The 22383-nt window shown below is 68.7% G+C and carries 22 protein-coding genes; 8 read left to right on the top strand and 14 right to left on the bottom strand.

The window, feature by feature from the left end; all coding sequences use genetic code 11:
* The first annotated feature begins 55 nt into the window (after window positions 1-55).
* On the top strand, window positions 56-1054 hold the full coding sequence (locus J3R73_RS04080; RefSeq protein ID WP_307422721.1) for an adenosine kinase: 999 nt from the start codon (window positions 56-58) through the stop codon (window positions 1052-1054).
* A 12-nt stretch (window positions 1055-1066) separates the two neighbouring features.
* On the opposite strand, the gene J3R73_RS04075 is transcribed toward J3R73_RS04080, so the two are convergent.
* The 3 genes from J3R73_RS04075 to J3R73_RS04065 form a co-directional block, all read right to left on the bottom strand.
* Entirely contained in the window at window positions 1067-1714 is a 648-nt protein-coding gene (locus J3R73_RS04075) for a cyclic nucleotide-binding domain-containing protein (RefSeq protein ID WP_307422719.1), read from the bottom strand.
* Between the two features lie 116 nt (window positions 1715-1830).
* Complete coding sequence (locus J3R73_RS04070; protein ID WP_307422717.1) at window positions 1831-2712, bottom strand: MBL fold metallo-hydrolase; 882 nt, start codon at window positions 2710-2712, stop codon at window positions 1831-1833.
* A 31-nt stretch (window positions 2713-2743) separates the two neighbouring features.
* Complete coding sequence (locus tag J3R73_RS04065; protein ID WP_307422713.1) at window positions 2744-3748, bottom strand: 2-hydroxyacid dehydrogenase; 1005 nt, start codon at window positions 3746-3748, stop codon at window positions 2744-2746.
* A 180-nt stretch (window positions 3749-3928) separates the two neighbouring features.
* Between J3R73_RS04065 and J3R73_RS04060 the strand changes: the two genes are divergently transcribed.
* Both J3R73_RS04060 and J3R73_RS04055 read left to right on the top strand, forming a co-directional pair.
* Complete coding sequence (locus tag J3R73_RS04060) at window positions 3929-4633, top strand: SH3 domain-containing protein (RefSeq protein WP_307422711.1); 705 nt, start codon at window positions 3929-3931, stop codon at window positions 4631-4633.
* Window positions 4634-4643: 10 nt separating this feature from the next.
* On the top strand, window positions 4644-5267 hold the full coding sequence (locus J3R73_RS04055; protein WP_307422709.1) for a beta/alpha barrel domain-containing protein: 624 nt from the start codon (window positions 4644-4646) through the stop codon (window positions 5265-5267).
* A 65-nt stretch (window positions 5268-5332) separates the two neighbouring features.
* On the opposite strand, the gene J3R73_RS04050 is transcribed toward J3R73_RS04055, so the two are convergent.
* From J3R73_RS04050 to J3R73_RS04015, 8 genes are all read right to left on the bottom strand, one after another.
* Window positions 5333-5971, bottom strand: coding sequence for an SRPBCC family protein (locus J3R73_RS04050; RefSeq protein ID WP_307422706.1), 639 nt, complete (start codon window positions 5969-5971; stop codon window positions 5333-5335).
* Window positions 5972-5981: 10 nt separating this feature from the next.
* Window positions 5982-6818 carry an XdhC family protein gene (locus tag J3R73_RS04045; protein WP_307422704.1) on the bottom strand — a complete coding sequence of 279 codons (837 nt, stop codon included), beginning with the start codon at window positions 6816-6818 and terminating at the stop codon, window positions 5982-5984.
* A 10-nt stretch (window positions 6819-6828) separates the two neighbouring features.
* Window positions 6829-8004 carry a vWA domain-containing protein gene (locus J3R73_RS04040; RefSeq protein ID WP_307422701.1) on the bottom strand — a complete coding sequence of 392 codons (1176 nt, stop codon included), beginning with the start codon at window positions 8002-8004 and terminating at the stop codon, window positions 6829-6831.
* A gap of 7 nt (window positions 8005-8011) precedes the next feature.
* Window positions 8012-8893 (bottom strand): AAA family ATPase, encoded by an 882-nt coding sequence (locus tag J3R73_RS04035; protein WP_307422699.1) that lies wholly within the window; start codon window positions 8891-8893, stop codon window positions 8012-8014.
* Window positions 8894-8964: 71 nt separating this feature from the next.
* On the bottom strand, window positions 8965-11379 hold the full coding sequence (locus J3R73_RS04030) for an aerobic carbon-monoxide dehydrogenase large subunit (RefSeq protein WP_307422698.1): 2415 nt from the start codon (window positions 11377-11379) through the stop codon (window positions 8965-8967).
* Window positions 11376-11897, bottom strand: coding sequence for a (2Fe-2S)-binding protein (locus tag J3R73_RS04025; protein WP_307422696.1), 522 nt, complete (start codon window positions 11895-11897; stop codon window positions 11376-11378). Before J3R73_RS04025 ends, J3R73_RS04030 begins: the two co-directional genes overlap by 4 nt.
* A 2-nt stretch (window positions 11898-11899) precedes the next feature.
* The gene (locus J3R73_RS04020) at window positions 11900-12772 is read right to left on the bottom strand and encodes an FAD binding domain-containing protein (RefSeq protein WP_307422694.1); all 873 of its coding nucleotides are present in this window, start codon (window positions 12770-12772) and stop codon (window positions 11900-11902) included.
* Window positions 12773-12915: 143 nt separating this feature from the next.
* Window positions 12916-14076: an MHYT domain-containing protein gene (locus J3R73_RS04015; protein WP_307422692.1), complete on the bottom strand. Its 1161-nt coding sequence runs from the start codon at window positions 14074-14076 to the stop codon at window positions 12916-12918.
* A 268-nt stretch (window positions 14077-14344) separates the two neighbouring features.
* Between J3R73_RS04015 and J3R73_RS04010 the strand changes: the two genes are divergently transcribed.
* The 3 genes from J3R73_RS04010 (at window position 14345) to J3R73_RS04000 (ending at window position 16607) form a co-directional block, all read left to right on the top strand.
* Entirely contained in the window at window positions 14345-15085 is a 741-nt protein-coding gene (locus tag J3R73_RS04010; protein ID WP_307422689.1) for a nucleotidyltransferase family protein, read from the top strand.
* Window positions 15086-15162: 77 nt separating this feature from the next.
* On the top strand, window positions 15163-16473 hold the full coding sequence (locus J3R73_RS04005; protein WP_307422686.1) for an amidase: 1311 nt from the start codon (window positions 15163-15165) through the stop codon (window positions 16471-16473).
* Entirely contained in the window at window positions 16452-16607 is a 156-nt protein-coding gene (locus J3R73_RS04000; RefSeq protein ID WP_307422684.1) for a hypothetical protein, read from the top strand. Before J3R73_RS04005 ends, J3R73_RS04000 begins: the two co-directional genes overlap by 22 nt.
* 32 nt (window positions 16608-16639) lie before the next feature.
* Here the strand turns inward: J3R73_RS04000 and J3R73_RS03995 are convergent, their stop codons facing one another.
* The gene (locus J3R73_RS03995; protein ID WP_307422683.1) at window positions 16640-17983 is read right to left on the bottom strand and encodes an aspartate aminotransferase family protein; all 1344 of its coding nucleotides are present in this window, start codon (window positions 17981-17983) and stop codon (window positions 16640-16642) included.
* Between the two features lie 380 nt (window positions 17984-18363).
* Between J3R73_RS03995 and J3R73_RS03990 the strand changes: the two genes are divergently transcribed.
* On the top strand, window positions 18364-19203 hold the full coding sequence (locus tag J3R73_RS03990) for a DeoR/GlpR family DNA-binding transcription regulator (RefSeq protein ID WP_307422680.1): 840 nt from the start codon (window positions 18364-18366) through the stop codon (window positions 19201-19203).
* Window positions 19204-19324: 121 nt separating this feature from the next.
* Window positions 19325-20272 (top strand): helix-turn-helix domain-containing protein, encoded by a 948-nt coding sequence (locus J3R73_RS03985; RefSeq protein ID WP_307422677.1) that lies wholly within the window; start codon window positions 19325-19327, stop codon window positions 20270-20272.
* 43 nt (window positions 20273-20315) lie between these two features.
* On the opposite strand, the gene J3R73_RS03980 is transcribed toward J3R73_RS03985, so the two are convergent.
* Both J3R73_RS03980 and J3R73_RS03975 read right to left on the bottom strand, forming a co-directional pair.
* Complete coding sequence (locus J3R73_RS03980) at window positions 20316-21272, bottom strand: choline/ethanolamine kinase family protein (protein ID WP_307422676.1); 957 nt, start codon at window positions 21270-21272, stop codon at window positions 20316-20318.
* Window positions 21272-22225, bottom strand: coding sequence for a phosphotransferase (locus tag J3R73_RS03975; RefSeq protein ID WP_307422673.1), 954 nt, complete (start codon window positions 22223-22225; stop codon window positions 21272-21274). The genes J3R73_RS03980 and J3R73_RS03975 overlap by 1 nt, the downstream gene beginning before the upstream one ends.
* Window positions 22226-22383 lie beyond the last annotated feature (158 nt).

Here is a 22383-nt window from a genome sequence, read left to right as displayed (position 1 = left end):
CTTCGTGCGGGCCGGTCAGGCCCGATACGGGAAATGCTCTGATTTCGAGAGCTGCATGTCCCGCACCCGTTTCGACGTCCTCACCATCGGCAACGCGATCGTCGACGTGTTCGCCCATACCGAGGATGATTTCCTCGTCCGCGAAGGCCTCGCCAAAGGCGCCATGATCCTGACCAGCGAGGAGCGCGCCCAGCATCTCTATGCCGCGATGGGGCAGAGCATCGAGATTTCCGGCGGCTCGGCCGCCAACACGGCAGTGGGCATCGCCTCCTTCGGCGGCAAGGCCGCCTATTTCGGCAAGGTGAAGGACGACGAGGGCGGCCACGTGTTCACCCGCGACCTGCGCGCCCAGGGCACGCATTTCGAAACCGTGCCGCTGGCGGACGGCCCCTCGACGGCGAGGAGCTTCATCTTCGTCACGCCCGACGGCGAGCGCACGATGAACACCTATCTCGGCGCCACCCATCTTCTCGGCCCCGACGACATGGCCGAGGACGTCGTCGCCGATGCGGCGATCACCTATATGGAAGGCTATCTGTGGGACCCGCAGGGCGCCAAGGACGCCTTCCTCAAGGCGGCGTCGATCGCGCGCAAGGCCGGCCGGCGCGTGGCGATCACCCTGTCGGATTCCTTCTGCGTCGACCGTTTCCGCGGCGAATTCCTCAGCCTGATGCGGACCGGCGTCGTCGACATCGTCTTCGCCAACACCCACGAGCTCAAATCGCTCTACCAGACCTCGGATTTCGACACGGCCCTGGGCCTGGTCGCCAAGGACGTGCGCCTTGCCGTGGTCACTCGCTCGGAGGAAGGCGCGCTGGCGATCGAAGGCGGCATGCGCGTGCTGGTGCCCGCTTTCCCCATCGACAAGCTCGTGGATACCACCGGCGCGGGCGATCTCTTCGCCTCCGGCTTCCTGTTCGGCCTCGCCCGCGGCATGCCGCATCTGGCCTCGCTCAAGCTCGGGGCGATGGCCGCGGCCGAGGTGATCCAGCACGTGGGCGCCCGGCCGCAGACCAGCCTGAAGGTCCTGGCGCAGAGCAACGGCCTGCTCTGACCCGTTGCGGCATCAGGCGGCCGCGATCTTCGCCGCCATGTCGCAGGCCAGCAGCGAATCCAGGCCGGTCTTGATCGACGGGCGGCGGGCCTGCAGCGCCGCCAGCGCCGCGGCCGGCCAGGCGACATAGAGCGCGCCGGCTTCGACCGTGACGGTCGCCGTGGCGGGAACCCGGCGCAGGAAGCCGATCTCGCCGACGAAGGAGGGCGAAGGCAGCGCCAGGCTGCGGCCGCCCTTGAGCACGAGCGCCTCGCCCCCGAGGATATAATAGACGTGGTCGACCGGCGCGCCCTCCCGGACCAGCGTCTCGGCGGCCTGCGGGCGGTGCCAGACGGCGATCTTCATCAGCGCCCGGAACTCGCCGGGAGAGACCGCACCGAAGGCGGCATGGAGCCGGCGCTCGTCGTCCGACAGGCGGAACGGCGTCCGCGCGAGCACGAGCTGCGCCATCATGAACAGGTTCACGCCGAGATTGACCACCGTCCAGAACACCGCATCCCACAGCAGCACGGCGGGCACGACGAAATAATAGAGGATGTAGAGCAGCGTCGAGGCGACCAGCAGGGCGCGAAGCACGATCTGGTCCCGGCAGGTGAGCGCGGCGACGGAGATGAGGGCGGCGACATGGATGAGGCCGAGCCGACTTATTTCGAGGATCATTGCAACACCGGGAAAGCAGGAAAGCCGGCTTTGGCAGCCGGATCTGTCGGCGTTGAAATCGTTCGTTTACGAACGGAATTCCGTGCTCGTCCGCACGCGGCATGCGGGATCCCGTGTCAGCCGGCATTCCCGACGGCGGCGATGTTCTTGCGGTGGACGTCCTCGTAAGGCTCGAAATAGAGAACGGCGCCGGAGGCGATGTCGCCGGCGATGAAATCCCTCAGGGCGGGCGCCTCCCCGGGCGGGCGGGCGCTTTCCGCCCGCAGGCGCTCCAGATAGGTCCGGTTGGCGTCGATGAGGCTCGCCTCGTAGCCGCCGCTGGCGATGCGGCCGGGATCGCCGTGATTGGGAAGGATGCGCGCGATCGGCCAGCCGCGCAGGCGGCCGAGCTCGCGGATATGCGCGTCGATATGCTCGGGCTCCGAGACATAGGTGATCGTGTCCTCCAGCGTGTCGCCGGCGAGCAGCACGCCGCTCTCCGGCAGCCAGAGCACATTGCCGTCGGCGCTGTGGATGTCGAAGGGCCGCAGTTCCACCCGCGTCCGCCCGACCGCGAGGTCGAGCCCGCCTTCGAAGAGCCGGTTCGGCATCACCAGCGGCGCGATCGGCGGATCGGCCTTCTCGAGTTCGTCCCGATGCGCCGACAACGCCTCGGCGGTGCGCTTCAGCGCGATGATCTCGCAATCGGCGAACACCGCATTGCCGGCGACATGGTCGTCGTGCCAATGGCTGAGCACGACGCGCAGGCTGGCGACGCCGAGGCCTTCGAGATGGGCGCGGATCGCCCGGGCATGGTCGAGCGAGACATGGGTGTCGTAGACCAGCGCCTCGTCGCCGTCGACGACCGCATAGGAGGCGATGCCCAGCGCATAGGCGCCGTCGTCGAGCCAGTTCGGTCCGGGCGAATGGAGGCGCCTCCCCGCGATCCGCCCGTCATAATAGGCGAACAGGCCGGGATGGGGCTGGAGGATCCTCAGGGTTTCGGTGATGCCTGCCATTGTTCCGCTTCGCAAAGCCGTCCGGACGGGTTCAGATCATGCTGGGCAGCACGCGGTCCGGCGGGCTGTGATTGTCCATGAAGGCGCGGATGTTGACGATGACCTTCTCGCCCATGTCCGTGCGCCCCTCGATCGTCGCCGATCCCATATGCGGCAGGAGGACGACGCGGCCGCTGCGGGCGAGCTTGACCAGGCGCGGGTTGACCGCGGGCTCGTGCTCGAACACGTCGAGGCCGGCGCCGGCGATCTCGCCGGCATCGAGCATCTTGGCGAGCGTCGTTTCGTCGATCACCTCGCCGCGGGCGGTGTTGACGATCACCGCCTCGCGCTTGAGGAGCTTCAGCCGCCTGGCGGAGAGGAGATGGTAGGTCGCCGGCGTGTGCGGGCAGTTGACCGAGATGATGTCCATGCGCGCCAGCATCTGGTCGAGCGAATCCCAATAGGTCGCCTCGAGCTCGGCCTCGATGGCGGCATCGAGGTGATGGCGGTTGTGGTAATGCACCTGCAGGCCGAACGCCTTGGCGCGGCGCGCCACGGCCTGGCCGATTCGGCCCATGCCGATGATGCCCAGGCGCTTGCCCCAGATGCGGCGGCCGAGCATCCAGGTCGGCGACCAGCCCGGCCAGGCATTATTGCCTTCCGGGATGACCTGCGCGCCCTCGACGAGCCGTCGTGCCACCGCCAGGATGAGGCCCATCGTCATGTCGGCCGTGTCCTCGGTGAGGACCCGCGGCGTGTTGGTGACGGTGATCCGGCGCGCCGTGGCGGCCTCGACGTCGATATTGTCGACGCCATTGCCGAAATTGGCGATCAGCTTGAAATTCTCGCCTGCCGCAGCGATCACCTCGGCGTCGATGCGGTCGTTGATGGTCGGCACCAGCACATCGGCGGTCCGCACCGCCTCGATCAGCGCCTCCTGCGACATCTTCTCGTCGGTGAGGTTGAGGCGGGCGTCGAACAATTCGCGCATACGCGTCTCGACGCTGTCCGGCAGTCGGCGCGTCACGACCACCAGCGGTTTTTTCCTCCAGGACATGCCGACTCTCCGCCACTTTAAGACCACGTTCACCGCGCTCGGCCAAACTGTCCGAACAAGCTTGCAACCTGCCGCCGGTGACCTGTTTAACAGATCTAACAGAGCACGGTGTGGAGCGACAGACGGGAGCGTCGAACGAGGCTCCCGGATGCAGGCGAAGAGTGTGCGTTGAGGTCTGGAATGTCTTACTACGAAGAAGAAAGCCCGCGGCTCAGTCCGATTGCCAGGATCGGCTTTGCCGGGGCCTTCTGCGCCTTCGCCCTCGCCGCCGGCGTCTATTATCTCCATCGCCAGCACCAGCAGGCGGAGATGTCGGCCGCCAGCCAGGTCGATCCCGCCATCCTCGCGGACCCGACGGTGGCCCAGTTCATCGCCGGCAGCGACAAGGGGCCGGGCAATGACGTGACAGGTTCCCTTCCCACTGCCGCCTCGACGTCCTCCGAGCAGCTCGGCCCGGTTTCCGGCCTGCCGATGCCGCGCTTCGTCAGCCTCAAGCCCGACAAGGTGAACGTCCGCCAGGGGCCGTCGCGCGACCAGGCCGTCGCCTTCATCTACCAGAAGGCCAACTTGCCGGTGGAGGTGATCGCCGAATTCGAGAACTGGCGGCGCATCCGCGATTCGGAAGGCGCCGAGGGCTGGGTGCTGCAGAGCCTGCTGTCCGGCAAGCGCACCGCCCTGATCGCCCCGTGGTCCAAGGAGACGACGCTGATGCTCCATAGCCGCGCCGACCTCAAGGCCTCCCCCACCGCCATGCTGCAGCCGGGCGTGCTCGCCACTATCCGAAGCTGCAACGTCAATTGGTGCCGTATCAACGGCGACGGTTTCGACGGCTGGATCCAGGAGAGCAATCTGTGGGGCGCCTATCCCGGTGAAACCATCGAGTGAGCTTCGGACGATGCCGCGCCTGCGCCTCAAGATCTGCGGCATCGCCACCATCGGGGAAGCGAGAGCGGCGGTCTCGGCCGGCGCCGATGCCATCGGCCTCGATCCCGCAGCCTTCCCCGCCGGCGGCCCCCTCGCCGGCGGTTTTGCCGACGATGCCGCGCTGTCGGCGATTTCACTCGCCCTTCCGCCGACGGTCACGCCCGTCCTCGTGACCGCGGCCCTCACCGCCGGCGCGATCGCCCAGCAGGTCGATGCCGTCGCGGCGATGGCGGTGCAGATCGCCAGGCCGCTGCCGGCGAGCGAATATCCGGGCCTGCGGCGGATCATTCGCGGACGTAGGATCATCCAGTCGATACCGATCGCCGAGGCAGGCGCTGGGGAGGCCGCCAAGGCCTGCGCCGGCTTCGCCGACGCCCTGCATTTCGCACCCGCTACCGCCGACGAGGCACGCCTCTGCCGGCGGATCGCCGACGACGCCGGCCTGCCGGTCTTCCTGCGGCCGGCGCAGCCCGCCTCTCTCGCCGCGATGATCGTCGCCGTTCGCCCGTTCGCACTCGACGCGAGCCTGCCGCGCCGGGACGGCCGGCTCGACGAGGAAGCCCTGCGGGACCTCGCCGCCCTGGCCGGCGCCTGATGTCGGTTTGATCGCGATACCGCCCCGAGACAGGGGCGCCTTGAGCAGGCATCGCCAAGCCGGCCTCAGGCGCCGGGTCGGGCCGCGGCTCCGGAAGAGCAGACATGGCCGAGGGCGGCGAGGTCCGGCTCGTGGGCGTGCCCGCCGAGGCAGCACCAATGCGAGCCGAGCAGCAGCATCAGGGACACGGCCCCCGCGGTGCCGGCGAGACGGCTGAGCCAGCCGGCCTTCTGCGGAACCGGCGCGGCTTCGCCGCCCGCCGATGCGCCGAGCGCCCGGCCGAAGGAGGAAAAGAACTCGGCTGCCAGCTTCTTCGCCGTAGCATCGATCAGCCGCCCGCCGAGCTGCGCCAGCTTGCCGCCGATCTCGGCATCCACCGTATAGGTCAGGACGGTGACGTCGGGCGATTCGGCCTCAAGCCGCACCGTGGCGCCGCCCTTGGCGAAGCCCGCCACGCCGCCCGATCCCTCGCCGCTGATGCGGTAGCCGTTGGGCGGATCGAGGTCCGACAGCGTCACCTTGCCGCCGAAGCTCGCCTTCACCGGGCCGATCTTGATCACCACGGTCGCCACCATCTCGGTCGGCGAGGTCATCTCCAGGCTCTGGCAGCCGGGAATGCAGTCCTTGAGGACCTTCGGGTCGTTCAGCGCCGCCCAGACCTCGTCCCGGGACGCCGGAATGCGCTGGCTGTCGCTCATCTGCATGGTTTGCTCCTCAATGGCTGGCGGCTTCGGACGGGGTCCGGTGATCGCGGCGGCGGACCGCCAGGATTTCGGCGAGGATCGATAGGGCGATCTCGTCGGGGGTGACGGCGCCGATGTCGAGGCCGGCCGGCGCCTTGAGGCGGTCGAAGCATTCGGGAGCCACGCCGCCCTCGATCAGATGCGCCCGCAGGGACGCGACCTTGCGCCGGCTGCCGACGAAGGCGACGTGGTCGGCCCGGACCGAGAGAGCGGCCCTGAGCGCGGCCTCGTCGCCGCGCCCCTGCGTCGAGACCACCACGAAGCGCTGCCCTTCGCTTTCGACGTCGAGGGCATAGCCTTCGATGCGCTGGGCGGCCTCGGCGAACACCCCCTGGTCCTCGGCCGGCGCGCAGACGGTGACGCGCAGGCCGAAGCGCGGTGCCAGCTCGGCCAGCGCCACCGCGACGGGGCTCGCCCCGAACACGGCCAGCGCCGGGCTCGGCAGCATCGGCTCGACGAAGACATCCATGGTGCCGCGGCTGGGGCACATGTTCCGCGCGAAGCGCACGCCCTCCCGAACCTCGCCGGGCTTGAGCCCCTGTTCGTCGAGCAGGTCCTTGGGCTGGATGGAAATCAGCCTCGGCTCGCCGTCTGCGATCGCCTCCCGGGCCGCCTTCAGCACCGCGGCGCGCGCACAGCCGCCGCCGATCCAGCCTTCGGTGATGGTGCCGTCCGAGCGGATCACCGCCTTGGCGCCCGCCTTCGCCGCCGTGACCGAGACGGTGCGCACCACGGTCGCCAGCACGAAGGGTTCGTTGCGTGCCTTGAGGTCGGCGATGAGGTCGAGGGTGTCGGAGCGGGGTCGCATGGCCATCTCCTCAGATGCGGGCGAGATAGGGTTCGAGCTCGGCGAGGCTTTCGAGCGTGTGCGCCGGAGCGAACAGGTCGATATGGGGGAGCGCCGCCGCCATGCCGCGCGCCGAGGGTTCGTAGCCCTCCCAGCCGATCATCGGATTGAGCCAGACGATGCGCCTGCAGCGCCGGCGCAGGGCGGCCATCTCCGCGCCGAGGCGCTCGGGCGGGCCGGTGTCGTAGCCGTCGGAGAGGATCATGACGCAGGTGCGCGAATGGATGACGCGCGCCGCGTGCCAGCGGTTGAAGGTCGCCAGACTCTCGCCGATCCTCGTGCCGCCGCCGACGCCTTCCGCCATCAGGCCCAGCCGGTCGAGCGCCCGGCCGGCATCCTTCTCGCGCAGGGCCTCCGAGACGTGGACCAGGCGGGTGTGGAACAGGAAGGCCTCGGCCTCCAGGAAATTGTCGAGGATGCCGTGGACGAAGCGGACGAAGGTGGCCGTGTAGAGGTTCATCGACCCCGAGGCGTCGAGCAGAACCACGAGGCGCAGCGGCGTGTAGCGGCGGCGCGCCCTGACGAGATCGAAGGGCATGCCGCCCGTCGGCAGGCTCGCCCGGAGGGTGCGGCGAAGATCGATGGCGCGTCCCCGCCGCGCCGCCCTGTCGCGGCGGGTGAGCCGCGCGCGCATGGCGCGGGCCAGCCTCCCGGCGATCGCGTGGGCCTCGGCCTGCGCCTGCGGATCGGCGATCTTGCGGAAATCCGTGCTGGCGAGGCGTTCATGGCGGCTGGCGCCCTCGCTCTGCCCGGCCGCTCCGCCCTCCTCCGCCGGGCTCCCGCCGTCGCGCCCGGCCTGCAGGGCGAGGCCGGCGAGCGGGCCCGCCGACCCGCCGCCCATCGGCCCCGCCGCTCCCGCCTGCGACGCCGCCGGCCGGGAGCGCTGCCTCACGCCGCGGCCGAGCCAATAGGCGTCGAACAGCTGGTCGAACCGTTCCCAGTCGGTCCGCCGGCCGCACAGCAGCGCCCTGAGCGCCCCCCTCGCCATGCCGGCACGGCCGAGGCCCTCGCCGGCCAGGATCGCCAGCGCATCCCGGCTCTCGGCGACCCCCAGCCTGAAGCCGTTGTCGCGCAGGACGACGAGGAAGCCCGCCAGGCGGCGGCGGATGGCGACGCCGATATCGAGGACGATCCTTTCGGCCGGCATCCTCATCTCAGGCCACCCTGCCGATCAGCCGGTCGCTGACCTCCCGCGTGATGCGGGCCCGGTCTTCCCGGGTCTTGAGCACGCAGGACAGCGTGTCGAACACCGCCTCCCGGTCCGCGTCGAGCCGCGACACGCCGAGGCCGACCAGGGCGGCAGCCCAGTCGAGCGTCTCGGCAATGCCGGGGACCTTCGACAGGTCCTCCTTGCGGATCCGCTCGACCAGTCGCGCGACCTGCAGGGCCAGCGCCGCGTCGATGCCGGGGATGCGCGCGAGCAGGATGCGCGCCTCGCGGTCGACGTCGGGATAGTCGATGGCATGATAGAGGCAGCGGCGGCGCAGGGCGTCGGAAAGCTCGCGCGTGCCGTTCGAGGTCAGCACCACGCGGGGAATGCTGACGGCGCGGACGGTTCCGAGCTCCGGAATGGAGACCTGGAAATCGGAAAGGATTTCGAGCAGGAACGCCTCGAATTCCTGGTCCGCCCGGTCGATCTCGTCGATCAGCAGCACCGGCGGCGTCGGCCGGCGGATCGCGGCCAGCAGCGGGCGCTCCAGCAGATAGCGCTCGGAGAAGACATGCTCCTCGATCTGCCGGGCATCGCCACCCTCGCGGATCTTGATGGCCAGGAGCTGGCCCTGGTAATTCCACTCATACAGGGCCTCGTTGCGGTCGAGACCCTCATAGCATTGCAGCCGGATCAGCTCCGTCCGGTGCACGGCGGCCAGCGCCTTGGCCACCTCCGTCTTGCCGACGCCGGCCTCCCCCTCCAGCAGCAGCGGACGCTTCAGCATGTCCATCAGCGCGAGCGCCGTCGCCAGGCCGGGATCGGCGACATAGCCGACGGCGGCGAGGCGGTCCGCGATCTCGGTGCGGGGGAAGGCGGCGGTCATTTGCAGCGCCCTCCCGTCGGCGATGTCGCAATCATCGGATTCGCCCTTCCCGGTCGGCGCATCGGCCCGATCTAGACGCCCAGCTGCCGCGCGGTCTGCCACAGCCGCCAGGGGTAATGCGGCATCGGCAGATGGGTGGCGCCGAGAAAGCCGAAGGCGTCGTTCACCGCATTGGAGAAGGCGGGCACGCCCCCGACATTCGGGCTCTCGCCGACGCCCTTGGCGCCGATCGGGTGATGCGGGCTGGGGGTGACGGTGAAGTCGGTCTCCCATTTCGGGGTCTCCACCGCCGTCGGCAGGAAGAAGTCCATGAAGGAGGCGCCCATCACATTACCCGTCGCGTCATAGGTGATCTCCTGCCCCATCGCGATGGCGAAGGCCTCGGTGAGGCCGCCATGGACCTGGCCCTCGATGATCATCGGATTGATGCGCGTGCCGCAGTCGTCGAGGGCGTAGAAGCGCCGGGTCGAGGCCACGCCGGTGTCGACATCGATGTCCATGACGCAGAAATAGGCGCCGAACGGAAAGGTCATGTTGGGCGGATCGTAATAATTGACCGCCTCCAGCCCCGGCTCCAGCCCGGAGGGCGGGGCGTGATAGGCGGCCCAGGCGATCTCCTTCATCGTCGTCGACCGCTCGGGATTGCCCTTCACCCGGAAGCCGTCGATATCCCATTCCAGATCGTATTCCGACACTTCGAGCAGATGCGCGGCGATCATCTGCGCCTTGTTCCTGATCTTGCGCGCCGCCATGGCGATCGCGGCGCCGGCCACCGGGGTCGAGCGTGACCCGTAAGTGCCGAGGCCATAGGGGGCGGTGTCGGTATTGCCCTCCTCGATGGTGATGTCGTCGGCGGGAATCCCCAGTTCCGTCGCGATGATCTGGGCCCAGGTGGTCTCGTGGCCCTGCCCCTGGCTCTTGGTGCCCATGCGGGCGATGATCGAGCCGGTCGGATGGATGCGGATCTCGGCGCTGTCGAACATGGCGACGCCGAGGATGTCGCAGTTCTTGGACGGCCCGGCCCCGACGATCTCGGTGAAGAAGCTGATGCCGACGCCCATGATGCTGCGCGTCTCGCCGCGCCGGAACGCCTCCTGCCGCGCCTTCTGCTCGGCCCGCAGGGCCGGATAGTCGATCGCGTCCATCGCCTTGTGCATGGCGAGGTGATAGTCGCCCGAATCATATTCCCAGCCCAGCGCCGACTGGTAGGGAAACTGCTCGCGGCGGATGAAGTTCTTCATCCGCAGCTCGGCGGGATCCATGCCGAGCTTCCCGGCGAGGATATCCATGGCCCGCTCGATGCAATAGGCCGCCTCGGTGACCCGGAACGAGCAGCGATAGGCGACGCCCCCCGACGCCTTGTTGGTATAGACGCCGTCCACCGCCAGATGCGCGGCGGGAAAATCGTAGGATCCGGTGACGATGTTGAAGAAGCCGGCCGGCCATTTCGACGGATCGGCGCAGGCGTCGAACGCGCCGTGATCGGCGAGCACGTGGACCCTGAGGCCGGTGACCCGTCCGGCCTTGGTCGCGGCGATCTCCGTCGTCATGTGGTAGTCGCGCGCAAAGGAGGTCGTCGACAGGTTCTCCATGCGGTCCTCGACCCATTTCACCGGGATGCCGGTGACGATGGAGGCGACGATCGAGCAGATATAGCCGGCATAGGCCCCGACCTTGTTGCCGAAACCGCCGCCGATGTCCGGGGCGATCACGTGGATCTTGTGCTCGGGGATCTTGGACAGGAGCGACGCCACGGTGCGGATGACGTGCGGCGCCTGGAAGGTGCCGTAGAGGGTCAGTTCGCCCTTGATCTTGTCGAAGGAGGCGAGGCACTGGCAGGTCTCGAGCGGCGAGGGATGCGTGCGGTGATAGGAGATCAGCTCCTTGACCGTCACTTCGGCCTTGGCGAAGGCCTCGTCCGTCGCCGCCCCGTCGCCCACGGTCCACTCGAAGATGTGGTTGGGATGCTTGCGCGGACCATGCGCGCCGGTCTTCTTGTCGGCGATGTCCTCGCGCAGGATCGGCGCATCCGCGTCCATGGCGTGGAAGGGATCGATCAGCACCGGCAGCGCCTCGTATTCCACCTCGACCAATTGCAGCGCGTCGTCGGCGATGTAGCGGTTCTCGGCCACGACGAACGCCACTTCCTGGTTCTGGAAATGCACCTTGCCGTCGGCGAGCACGGCCTGCACGTCGCCGGCCAGAGTCGGCATCCAATGCAGGCCGAGGGGCTTGAGGTCTTCGGCGGTCAGCACCGCCAGCACGCCCGGAAGGGCCTTGGCCTTCGAGGTGTCGATGCGCTTGATGCGGGCATGGGCATAGGGAGAGCGCACAAAATCGCCGTGCACCATGCCGGGGAGCTTGATGTCGTCGACGTAATTGCCTTTGCCCTGGGTGAAGCGGATGTCCTCGACGCGCTTGCGCCTGCAGCCCATGCCTTCGAGGCGGGCCTCGCGCGCTTCCCGGGTGATGATCATCTCGTTCATTCCGCAGCCTCCTGGAATGTGCGGCCATTGAGCGTGGCGGCGGCGTGTTGGATGGCCTTGACGATGTTCTGGTAGCCGGTGCAGCGGCACAGATTGCCGGCGATGCCGAAGCGGATCTCCTCCTCGCTCGGATCGGGGTTCTCCTTCAGCAGGACACTGGCGCGCATGATCATGCCGGGCGTGCAGAACCCGCATTGCAGGCCGTGCATCTGCCGGAAGCCTTCCTGGAGGGCCGACAGCGTCCCGTCGGCATTGGCCATGCCCTCGATGGTCCGCAGCTGCGCGCCGTTGGCCTGAACCGCGAAGATCGTACAGGATTTCACCGAGCGGCCGTCCAATTCCACCGTGCAGGCGCCGCAATGGCTGGTGTCGCAGCCGATATGGGTGCCGGTCAGGGACAGCTCCTCGCGGATAAAATGCACGAGCAGCGTACGGGGATCGACGAGGCGCTGGGCCCGCTTGCCGTTGATGGTGACGGAGACGGCGACCGACTCGGCCGCCTGGTGTGTATCGGCCATGCTCAGGCTCCTCTGGCAGTGCGGGAATAGGCCTTGGCGAGGGCGCGCGAGACCATGACGCCGGCCATCTCGCGCCGGTATTCGGCCGGGCCGCGCCCGTCGGCGGCAGGATCGGTGACGGCCTTGGCCGCCTCAGCGGCCCCCACCACCATCGCGGCGTCGCAGGCCGAGCCGACCACCAGCGCCGCGGCCTGCGTCGCCAGAAGCGGCGTGGAGGCGAGATTGGTCAAAGCGATGGCGCAGTGGGAGACGACGCCGTCCTTCGCGGTGAGGATCACCGCCGCGGCGGCGGTCGCATAGTCGCCGATCTTCCGCTTGAGCTTCTCATAGGCGTAGCCATGGCCCGGCGGCGGCACGGGGATGCGGATGGCGGCGAGGATTTCGCCCGGCTCCAGCGCGACGTCATAGGCGCCGTGGTAGAAGTCGGCCGCCGGGACGCGGCGCTCGCCACCGGGCCCGTAGAGGACATAGCTCGCGCCGAGCGCCTGCATCAGGGCCGGCATGTCGTTACCGGGATCGCCATTGGCGACATTGCCGCCGAGCGTGCCGACCGAGCGGATCTGCGGATCGGCGATCTGCAGCGCGGCCTCCCGGATGATCGGGATGTCCCGCGCCAGGAGGGAAGAGGCGATCAGCTCGGCCTGGGTGACGGTGGCGCCCACGACGATCTCGCCGCCCTCGGCATCGATGCCCCTCAGGCTCGCCACGCCGGCGAGGTCGACCAGATGATCGGGCGCGGCCATGCGCAGCTTCATCATGGGGATCAGGCTGTGCCCGCCCGCCAGGGGACGAGCCTCGTCGCCATGGGCCGCGAGGATGGCCACGGCCTCGTCCAGGCTGGACGGGCGGTGATAGGTGAACGGGCCTGGAATCACATGCAGCCTCCCCGATGGTCCGCCTTGAGGCGGTGTTGCTTGCCGGCGAGCGTGGGGAGGGTGCGCGGCACCGGCAATGCCGGATGCACGGAGAGGCGGCGGCGCCGCACGAAATGCGGGCCGCCTGCATGAACGGCAGGGCCCTATCCCGCCATGTCCATGCGGCGGTCGAGCTGCAGCCGCAGGGAGGCGCGGCGGGCGCGGCTCACCGGTACCTTGTAGGGCGTCTCCGACAGGGTCTCGAACAGGCCGGTCTTGTGGCTGAAGACGAGGCGGTCGAGATTGACGATATGGCTGCGATGGACGCGCAGGAAGATCGCCGGATCCAGCTTCGCTTCGACGTCGGAGATCGAAAGCGGGCAGAACCACGTCGCCGTTCCGTCGAAGAGCAGCGTGTAATGGGCCTGGGCCTGCACGGCGACGAGCTGGGCCACGGCGAGATGGCTCCGCCTGCCTGCCTTCTCGACCGGCAAGGCCCGCATGCGCGCCGGAGCGGTCTCGTGCCCCGCTTCCTGCCGCTCCTGTTCGCCCGGCCGGTCCGCCGGCGCGGATGCCGGCGCGGCTTCAGGCAGGGGAGCCGGCGCGGGTGCGGGTTCGGCCGCACGGCCGCCGGGGATGAGGGTCAGCAGGAAGAGCCCGGACACCACGAAGGCCACCACCGAGACGATGATAGCGAGCAGCCCCTGCGACAGCTTGGGCGCATCGGTCTGCACGGTCTCGTGCGGCATCAGCGTCAGCCCCGCCATCGCCGTATAGTGCATGGCCGAGATCGCCAGCGCCATGAGGGTGGCGGAGGCGATGGTGGAGCGCCAGGTCCCCTGCACGAATCCGAGCCACAGCGACAGCCCCGAGGCCGCGACGCCGATGACGATGCTCGCCGCCACGAACAGCGGATCATGCATCATATGGACGCTCGAATGCAGCGCGTACATGCCGAGATAATGCATGGTGACGATGCCGCCCCCCATGAAGATCGCGGCGAACGCGATCCGCTGCGGGCTCGGCGTGCCCGTCCCGACCGCGAAGACCGCGAATCCCACCACCAGCACGCAGATCAGGAAGGAAAGCAGGGTCGGCAGCACCAGGAAGTCGATCGCCATGGGCAGGCGCACCGCCAGCATGCCGACGAAATGCATCGTCCAGATCGCGGACGCCATCGACAGCGCCGACATCGTGATGAAGGCGCGGCGCTGCAATCCCTGCGCCAGGCCGATCTGCCGGGCCAGATGCAGCCCCACATAGCTGCCCTGAAAAGCCATCAGCAATGACAGCATGACGAGCCACGGCTCGTGCGTCGGTCTCATTCTACTCGTTTCCCTCTCCAGGGCGACGCCTGCCTTGGCCTCATCAGGGTCGGGCGGGCTGGCCGTTTCGGCCTGTCTTGAGCGTTTCCAACCTGAGCTTATGCCGGGGCGGGCGCCTTTTCCACCGCGAAGGAGACAGAACTCGATTTCGCGTCGGCGCCTGTTGGTGCAGACGGGCTTCTGTTCGTGCAAAAGCGCTTGCGAGGGGCAGGAGTGCGCCGAAGCTCTCTCGCACCGGCCCGGCAAGGTTCGGCCGGTGGAGCCGAGGATGCAGCACGACCTTCGATCGGACGGGGACGGCCCGGTTCCGGGATCGCCCGCCGTCGCCATCGTCCTGCTGGCGGCGGGGTTGTCGGCCCGCATGGGCGGGCCTTCGAAGCTGCTGCTCGATGTCGGCGGCGAACCGATGATCCGCCGGACGGCGCGCAACGCCCTCGCCATGCGCCCCGCCGAGATGGTGGTCGTGACCGGACATCGGGCCGACGAGGTCGCGGCGGCGCTTGCCGGCCTGCCGGTGCGCCTGGTCTTCAATCCGGACTATGCGGAGGGGCAGCAGGGCTCGGTCGTCGCCGGGCTGCGCGCCCTTCGCTCGACCTGCGATGCCGTCATGGTCATGCTGGGCGACCAGCCCCTGGTCACGCCGTCCCACCTCGCGTCCCTCATCGCCCACTACCGGACGCTCGCCAACGGAGCGATCCTCATTCCCTGCCATCGCGGCCGAAGGGGCAATCCCGTCCTGTTCGCGGCCGGCCATATCGCCGCCGTCGCCGGCCGCGCGGTCGATATCGGCTGCCGCAAGCTCATCGAACGCCATCCCGAAGCGGTGGTGCGCCTCGAATGCGAGGATCCCGTCTTCACGCAGGACTGCGACACGCAGGAGGATTACGGGCGGTTGCTCCGCGCCGTCCGCACCTCCGACGAGGCATCGCGGCCGGGCGGCCAGCCGTCCCCGGAGCAAGGAATTGTGGAAGAGCAGGCATCCATTTTTGCCGGATCTCAGCCAACATAGGCCCGCAGCCGATCGGCGGACCTGCCGTTCCGCGCATGACGGGCGGTGCGCGGCGGCCATACAGCGGGGGAAACGGCATGGGCGACATCACGGACGATCTGGTCAAGGTCTATGCCGACAGCGACGCCCTCGCGCAGGCCGATCTCGTCCGCCGCGGCGAGGTATCCGCGCTCGAACTGGTCGAGACCGCGATCCACCTGGTCGAGCAGATCGATCCCAAGCTGAATGCCGTGGTCCTGCGCACCTTCGATCTCGCCCGCGCCACGGCGGCCGAGCCGGGCGAGGGCCCCTTCGCCGGCGTGCCGTTCCTGCTCAAGAATCTCGGCTCGATGTGGAAGGGCACGCCGCTCACCTTCGGCCTCGCCTACACCAAGGATTTCGTCTGCGACACGGATTCGGAGATGTCGCGCCGCATGCGCGCCGCCGGCCTCGCGGTGATCGGGCGCAGCAACACGCCGGAATATGGCTGGTCGATCACCACCGAGCCCCGTCTCTACGGACCGACGATCAATCCCTGGAACCCGTCCGTCACGGCAGGCGGTTCGAGCGGCGGGGCGGCGGCGGCGGTGGCGGCGCGCATCGTGCCGATCGCCGAGGCCTCGGACGGCGGCGGGTCGATCCGCGTGCCGGCTTCGTGCTGCGGCGTGGTCGGGTTGAAGCCTTCGCGCGGGCGGGTGACCTACGGCCCCGACGATGCCGATATCTGGTTCGGCAGCATCTATGCGCTCTGCAACGCCCGCACGGTGCGCGACACCGCGGCCTTTCTCGACGCGGTTGCCGGCACCGTGCCCGGCGATCCCTACAACCCACCGCGCCCCGAGCGCAGCTGGTCCGCCCTGCTCGCCGACCGGCCGCGGAAACTGCGCATCGGCTTCACGCTGACCGCGCCGTGGGGCGAGCCTTTCGCGCCGGACGTGAAGGCGGCCGTGCTCGATGCGGCGAGGCTCTTCGAAAGTCTCGGTCACGACGTCGAGGAATACGCCTTCAAGCTCGATCTCGAAGCGGCCTGGTGGCGCTACAACGACATCATCGCCGTCGAGACGGCCGGGGAATTCGACCGTCTCGCCGAGGCGGTCGGCCGCCCTGTCGGGGAAGCCGATCTGGCGCCGTTCAACTGGTCGATGCTCCGGCACGCCGCGACGCTGTCGGCGACCCACTATTCGGCGAGCATCGCCGCCATCCGTAAGGCCGGCCAGCAGATCGCCCTCGAGCTCGCGCCCTTCGACGTCTTCGTCACGCCCACTTTGACCCAGACGCCCCGTCCGCCGGGCTATTGGTCGATGGAGGACGGCGACCGCGAGCGCTATCTCGCCCGCTGGTCCGATGCCGCCTTCATGTTCACCTTCAACATTTCCGGCTGCCCGCCATGTCGGTGCCGATGGCGATGAGCAGCGGCAACGTGCCGATCGGCATCCAGTTCGTCGGGCGCTACGGCGACGAGGCGGCCATCCTCGGGCTGGCGAAGCAGGTCGAGGAGGCCGAGCCCTGGATCGGCCGGCGGCCGGCCGTCTGCGCGGGCTGAGGCGTCGCGCCGACAGGCGAGGCGAAAATGCTCTACCCGGCGGCGACCTCGGTCAGCACGTCGTCGCACAGCTCCACGACCCTGTCGGCGTCCTGCCGGGTGAAGCAGAGCGGCGGACGGATCTTGAGCGTGTTGCCATAGGCGCCGGCCGCGCCGATGAGGACGCCGCGCTCGCGCAGGCCGTTGATCACCGCGCTCGCCACCTCGGGCGCAGGCGCCTTGCCTTCGCGGTCGGCGACGAATTCGAGGCCGATGAACAGGCCCGCGCCGCGCACGTCGCCGATGACGACATGCCGGTTGGCGATCTCGCGCAGGCCGTCGCGGAAATGCTCGCCGACGATGCGGGCATTCTCCACCAGCCCCTCGTCGCGGATGACGTCCAGCACCGCCAGCCCAGCGGCGGCGGCGACCGGATTGCCGCCGAAGGTGTTGAAATAGCGGTCGCCGGCATTGAAGGCGGCGAGCAAATCGGGCCGCAGGGCCATGCCGCCCATCGGAAAGCCGTTGCCCATCGGCTTGCCCAGGGTGACGATGTCCGGCACGATGCCATGGCGCTCGAAGCCCCACAGCGCCGCGCCGGTGCGCCCGAAGCCGGGCTGGACCTCGTCGGCGATGAAGAGGCCGCCATGGGCGTGCACGGTGGCGAGCACCGGCGCCAGGAGCCCTTCCGGATCGGTATGGACGCCGTCGCTGGAGAAGACGGTGTCGACCATGATGCCGGCGAAGCGCACGCCGTGCCGCTCCATGTCGGCGATCGCCTGCGCCACCGCGGCGGCCATGCCTTCGCCCGGATCCGCCCCGGCGCCGCGGTAGAGGTCGGGCGCCGGCACCGTGCGGACATGGGGGGCCAGCGGCCGGCCCGGGCGCGAGGAGGGAGAAACGTCGGTCACCGCCGCCGTATTGCCGTGATAGGCGGTCTCGGTGACGATGAAGCCGGTGCCGCCGGTCGCGGCCTGCGCCACCCGCAGCGCGATGTCGTTCGCCTCGCTGCCCGTGCAGGTGAGCACGAGGTTGCCGATCGGGTCGGGAAAGGTCGCCAGCAGCCGTTCGGCATAGGTGTCGACGACATCGTTGAGGTAGCGGGTGTGGACGTTCAGCGTGCCGACCTGGCGCCGGATGGCCTCCACCACGCGCGGATGGCAATGACCGACCGAGGGCACGTTGTTGTAGACGTCGAGATAGCGCCGCCCGTCGGCAGCCTCCATCCACACGCCTTCGGCCCGCACCATCTCGATCGGCTCGCGGTAGAACAGGACGGCGCCGGTGCCGAAGGAGCGCAGCCGCCGCTCCACGGCGCGCCGCGTCGGCGCGGCCATGCTGCCGGCCGCCCCCGGATCGAACGCGTTCAACGCGAGGATTTCCTTTTCGTCGGGCATCGCAGCATTTCCCTGCACGGGCCGGCTCGGTCGTCCGGCATCCCGCGCGAAGCTGCGCGACCGTCGGCGCGAATTTCGAGCATTGTGCGAATTCCCACAATGGACCCGCAAGGACAGCACAGAATTTGCGGAATGCCAGCATCGCGCCGCCTGGCTGGCTTGGCGCCCGGGTATCGTATTTCGCATTCAGGACACTAAATTGTCCGATCGATCAAAAAATCGTCGGCGGCGGTTGGAAATGCCTTGTCGGGATTGTGAGGATGTTTCCACATTTTATGTGGACATCCCACAGCCGACAGTACAAATTCGGGGTGCACGGAATAGCGGCAGGCCTGATTTACAGGCACCTGCGCCGGCTGGCGTGCGAGAGGGGGTGCTCGATGGACAGCGAAGAGCCGTCTGCCGCCAAGGACAATCGCCTTCCGCGCGCCGCCCAGCAGGGCCAGGAGCGCGATCGCCTGTCCAAGGTGGTGCGCCATCAGCGCATCCTCGCCCAGCTCGCCGCCGCGCCGACGCTGCGGGCTTCCGAACTCGCGGTGGCGCTGAGCGTCTCGGGCGAGACCATCCGCCGCGACCTGCTCGAGCTGCACGAACTCGGCCTGATCAACCGCACCTATGGCGGCGCCTCGCGGCCCTTCGCGCTGGAAGCCGCGCGCAGCGACCGCCGGCAGGTGATGGTGGCCGAGCGCGAGGCGATCGCCTCCGCCGTGTCGGCGATGATCCTGCCCAAGGAGGTGCTGATGCTGGGCGGCGGCTCCACCACCTATCACGTCGCCCGCCTGCTGGCGGCGCGCAACCGCGACATCACCGTCATCACCCATGATTTTGCCAGCGCCACGGCGCTCGGCACCAATCCGACCATCCGCGTGCTGTTCTGCGCCGGGCGCCTGCATCCGGGCGAAGGCTATCTTCTCGGCGCGCAGACCCTCGCCAGCATCAACGGCTATGAGGCGAACCGCGCCATCGTCGGCGCCACCGGCGTCGGCGCGCGCGGCATCTACGACGTCGATGAAGAGGCGGGCGCCGTCTATGCCGCGATGATCCAGCGCGCGGCCGAGGCGATCGTGGTGGCAGACCACAGCAAGTTCGACCAGCTCGCCGTGGCGATGTGCTCGCGGTGGGATGCCATCGACCGCCTGGTCACCGACCGGCAGCCGCAAGGAGCCCTGGCCGGGGCCCTGCGGGAGGCCGGGACGGAAGTCGTCGTCGCCGACGCCTAGGCCGGCATCGGACCGAAGGCAGCCGCCGGCTGTCGGCGAGAGCCGGGGACGACGAGGAACGACAGCCGGCCGCAGCAGGGAATTTCCTCATCATCAACCGAGACGGGACTGGACCGACCCCATGCAGAATCCTGGTATCCACACCAGACTTGCCACGCATCGGCAGATCCATATCGGCCGGCTGGTCCTGGATGTCGCGCTGGCCGACCCGCTCTTTCCCTGCGGCCGCGATCGGGTGAAGAATGTCGGCGACGCCGCCTACATCCTCCTCATCCCGCTCAGCGAAAAGCTGAACTACGCCCAGGGCGGGCGCGCCGGCACGATCAAGGCCGGCGAGTATGTGCTGCTCAGCCAGATGGAGTTCTATGAATTCTCCTCGCAGCCCGGCGCGCTCCTGCTGATGCTGCGCATTCCTGCAGTCGAGCTGCGCGGACGGCTGACGTCGGTGGACGACCATATCGGCCGCCGCTTCGGTGCCAACGAGCAGATGACCCGCCTGCTGGTCGACCTGCTGCGCAACGTCGCCGAGGTGTTCGCCGAGAGCCCTCCGCCCAACCCCGAGGCGCTGGCCACCGAGATCTTCAGCTTCATCGCCCTCGCCATCGGTTCGGAGGACCGCGGGTCGACGGTCGACGTCCGCAATGCCCGCTACCACCTGCGCCGCCGCATCTTCGACTTCATCGAGAAGAATCTCGGCGACCAGGATCTCACCCCGCGCAGGATCGCCGCCAGCAGCCGCATCTCGCTGAGCTATCTCTATAGCCTGTTCAACGACGACAACACCACGGTCAGCCAGTTCATGCAGGTCAAGCGCCTGCAGCGGGCCTATGAACTGCTGGTCGCCGATCCCAAGGGACGCCTCACCATCGCCGAGATCGCCTATCAGGTCGGCTTCAAGAACGTCTCGCATTTCTCGCGCAGCTTCAGCCGGCATTTCGGCACGGCGCCGCGCGACGCCCGCAGGATCGCGGCGACGCCGGCCGATATCCGGCCGGCGGGAGGCGGCGCCCTGCCGGAGAGGACGGGCGGCCATCGCTTCGAGGCGGGCACGCTGGAAGCGGTGCGCTGACGCTTTTCGCGGCCGGCGACAGCGCCTCGAACGGAGAACTGGCTCAGATCGCCCTGAGCCAGCTTTCCCAGCGCGGGTCGTACATCATCTGCCGGGCGCGCATATATTTCCACACGCCGTATTTCTGGTAGTCGAAGTCCCAGCTGCTGAGCTTGCGGTTGACGATCGCCCATGTCGCCCATTTGACGTCGGCGAGCGCGCGGCTGAGCATGACCCGGGCGACCATGTCGGGCCTCACCGTGCCGGCATATTGCTCGATCAGCCCCAGCGTGACCTGCTCGTCATAGAACATTTCGGCGAACAGCACGCCGAGCTCGTAAGCGCGCTCGTTGTTGGAGGCGAATTCATAGTCGATCAGCTTCATCGGCAGGGGCGCGGCCGGGTCCTCGCCGATCAGGAAATTGCCGGGCATCGGATCGTTGAAACAGGGCACCAGGTCGAGCCCGGAGGCGAGGAAGGCGGCCTTGGCCTGCCGGTAGCGATGCTCGATCCACGGCATGGCCGGCGGGAAATGGGCGCCGAGTTCGCGTCCCTGCTCGATATGTTCCTCGATCATGTCGAAGATGGTCTTGGTCAGGCACAGGGAACTGCTCGCATGCAGGCGGCGATAGATGCCGAGGACGTCGGCCTGGATCGCCGGCGCGGAGAAATCCGCATTGGTGCAGGCCCGGTATCCCTCCAGGAATTCGCTGATCTCCAGCCCGTCGGCGGGATCGAAGAACACCACTTCCGGAGCGACGCCGATGGCATGGGCGTTGCGCGCCGCTTCGTTGGCGGCGACGCGGTCGATGAACATCTCCGAGCCGGCGCCCGGCACCTTGACGAAATATTTGCGGCTGTCCCCCGCGACGGCCACCACCCAGTTCTGGTTCATCAGCCCGCCGACCAGGGGCGTGTAGTCGATCTCGCGCCCCCGCCACGCCGCGACACGGCCGACGGCCTCCTCCAGCCTGCGTTCGGGCTCGCTCGCGGCCCCGCCGAGACGCTTCTTCATCGACATCAGATCCTCCGCAGCGCTTGGCCGAAACGCGGCGCCTGCACGGCCATGCGGCAGCGCACGAAGCGCCAGCTGGCGAATTTATGGAACTCGAAGGTCTTGCGCGGCGACTTGGCCGCGACCAGCGTGCCGATCAGGCCCCAGCGCAGATCGTCCGCCACGCCATAGATCCAGGCCCGGTTGAAGGCCTTCTCGTCGAAGCCGCCCATCATCCGGGCGAAGGCGTCGCGCGCCTCGGGCTCCTCGTCGAAAGCCTCGACCAGGAAGCTGCCGAGATCCTCCAGCGGATCGGCATTGGTGGCGCGGTCCCAGTCGACCAGCCGGATCTCGCCGGCCTCGCCGATCAGGATGTTGGAGACGTTGCCGTCGCCATGCACCGGCACGGCGCGCTCCGCCGCCGGCCGTACCGCCTCGGCCGCCAGGCGCAGCTCCTCCACCAGCCAGCCGGCATCGGCCGGCAGCTGCGCCCCGGCCGCCTCGGCATCGGCATGGAAGCGTGCGATCTCCTCGAACACGCCGGCCGAACGCGGCAGAGGCGGCCCTTCCTGGAATCGCCTGCGGGCGGCGACCACGCCGTCGACGATGCCGGGATCGAGCAGGCGGTCGAGGGTGCCGGTGGTCCACCCGAGGTCGAGATCCTCCATCACCAGCAGGCCGGCCTCGGCGTCGGCCAGGAACACGGTCGGGCCGATGCCGAGCGCCGAGGCGCGCCGAGCTGCCTCGAAGGCGCAGGGAACGTCGATGTAGAAGGCGGCGTCGGCATCCATCAGCTTGACGAACAGGCTCTCGCCGCCCGCCGCATCGCGCACGCGCCAGGGCGAACCGTCGACGCCGCGCCAGCTCGGGGAAGCGAGAACGGGGATGGCCGGCTCGGCCAGGACGCGCCTCTCTTCCCACCCCGGCACGCGGCGAACGCCCGCTTCGACCAGCCGCCGCTGCTCCTCGAACATGCTCATTCCCGTCGTGTTCCCGTCTCGATGACAGCCGCGGGGACGTGGCGCAGCCGGTTGTCCGCCCGATTTTATCCTGGCCGGGAATGCCGGCGCTGGGGATGCCTGATGCTCCATCATTTCTTGCCCGGCAGACTATGCCCCTACCGAAGCCGCTCCGAAAT

The organism is Labrys monachus, assembly GCF_030814655.1.
GTDB classification, from domain to species: Bacteria; Pseudomonadota; Alphaproteobacteria; order Rhizobiales; family Labraceae; genus Labrys; species Labrys monacha.
The sequence above is the reverse complement of the archived record's forward strand: the minus strand, read 5'-3'. Positions and strand labels throughout refer to the sequence as shown.

Excerpts from the sequence above, each read along its gene's own strand:
- J3R73_RS04080 (WP_307422721.1), top strand. The coding sequence starts at position 56 with ATGTCCCGCACCCGTTTCGACGTCCTCACCATCGGCAACGCGATCGTC.
- J3R73_RS04075 (WP_307422719.1), bottom strand. The coding sequence starts at position 1,714 with ATGATCCTCGAAATAAGTCGGCTCGGCCTCATCCATGTCGCCGCCCTC.
- J3R73_RS04070 (WP_307422717.1), bottom strand. The coding sequence starts at position 2,712 with ATGGCAGGCATCACCGAAACCCTGAGGATCCTCCAGCCCCATCCCGGC.
- J3R73_RS04065 (WP_307422713.1), bottom strand. The coding sequence starts at position 3,748 with ATGTCCTGGAGGAAAAAACCGCTGGTGGTCGTGACGCGCCGACTGCCG.
- J3R73_RS04060 (WP_307422711.1), top strand. The coding sequence starts at position 3,929 with ATGTCTTACTACGAAGAAGAAAGCCCGCGGCTCAGTCCGATTGCCAGG.
- J3R73_RS04055 (WP_307422709.1), top strand. The coding sequence starts at position 4,644 with ATGCCGCGCCTGCGCCTCAAGATCTGCGGCATCGCCACCATCGGGGAA.
- J3R73_RS04050 (WP_307422706.1), bottom strand. The coding sequence starts at position 5,971 with ATGCAGATGAGCGACAGCCAGCGCATTCCGGCGTCCCGGGACGAGGTC.
- J3R73_RS04045 (WP_307422704.1), bottom strand. The coding sequence starts at position 6,818 with ATGCGACCCCGCTCCGACACCCTCGACCTCATCGCCGACCTCAAGGCA.
- J3R73_RS04040 (WP_307422701.1), bottom strand. The coding sequence starts at position 8,004 with ATGCCGGCCGAAAGGATCGTCCTCGATATCGGCGTCGCCATCCGCCGC.
- J3R73_RS04035 (WP_307422699.1), bottom strand. The coding sequence starts at position 8,893 with ATGACCGCCGCCTTCCCCCGCACCGAGATCGCGGACCGCCTCGCCGCC.
- J3R73_RS04030 (WP_307422698.1), bottom strand. The coding sequence starts at position 11,379 with ATGAACGAGATGATCATCACCCGGGAAGCGCGCGAGGCCCGCCTCGAA.
- J3R73_RS04025 (WP_307422696.1), bottom strand. The coding sequence starts at position 11,897 with ATGGCCGATACACACCAGGCGGCCGAGTCGGTCGCCGTCTCCGTCACC.
- J3R73_RS04015 (WP_307422692.1), bottom strand. The coding sequence starts at position 14,076 with ATGAGACCGACGCACGAGCCGTGGCTCGTCATGCTGTCATTGCTGATG.
- J3R73_RS04010 (WP_307422689.1), top strand. The coding sequence starts at position 14,345 with ATGCAGCACGACCTTCGATCGGACGGGGACGGCCCGGTTCCGGGATCG.
- J3R73_RS04005 (WP_307422686.1), top strand. The coding sequence starts at position 15,163 with ATGGGCGACATCACGGACGATCTGGTCAAGGTCTATGCCGACAGCGAC.
- J3R73_RS04000 (WP_307422684.1), top strand. The coding sequence starts at position 16,452 with ATGTCGGTGCCGATGGCGATGAGCAGCGGCAACGTGCCGATCGGCATC.
- J3R73_RS03995 (WP_307422683.1), bottom strand. The coding sequence starts at position 17,983 with ATGCCCGACGAAAAGGAAATCCTCGCGTTGAACGCGTTCGATCCGGGG.
- J3R73_RS03990 (WP_307422680.1), top strand. The coding sequence starts at position 18,364 with ATGGACAGCGAAGAGCCGTCTGCCGCCAAGGACAATCGCCTTCCGCGC.
- J3R73_RS03985 (WP_307422677.1), top strand. The coding sequence starts at position 19,325 with ATGCAGAATCCTGGTATCCACACCAGACTTGCCACGCATCGGCAGATC.
- J3R73_RS03980 (WP_307422676.1), bottom strand. The coding sequence starts at position 21,272 with ATGTCGATGAAGAAGCGTCTCGGCGGGGCCGCGAGCGAGCCCGAACGC.
- J3R73_RS03975 (WP_307422673.1), bottom strand. The coding sequence starts at position 22,225 with ATGAGCATGTTCGAGGAGCAGCGGCGGCTGGTCGAAGCGGGCGTTCGC.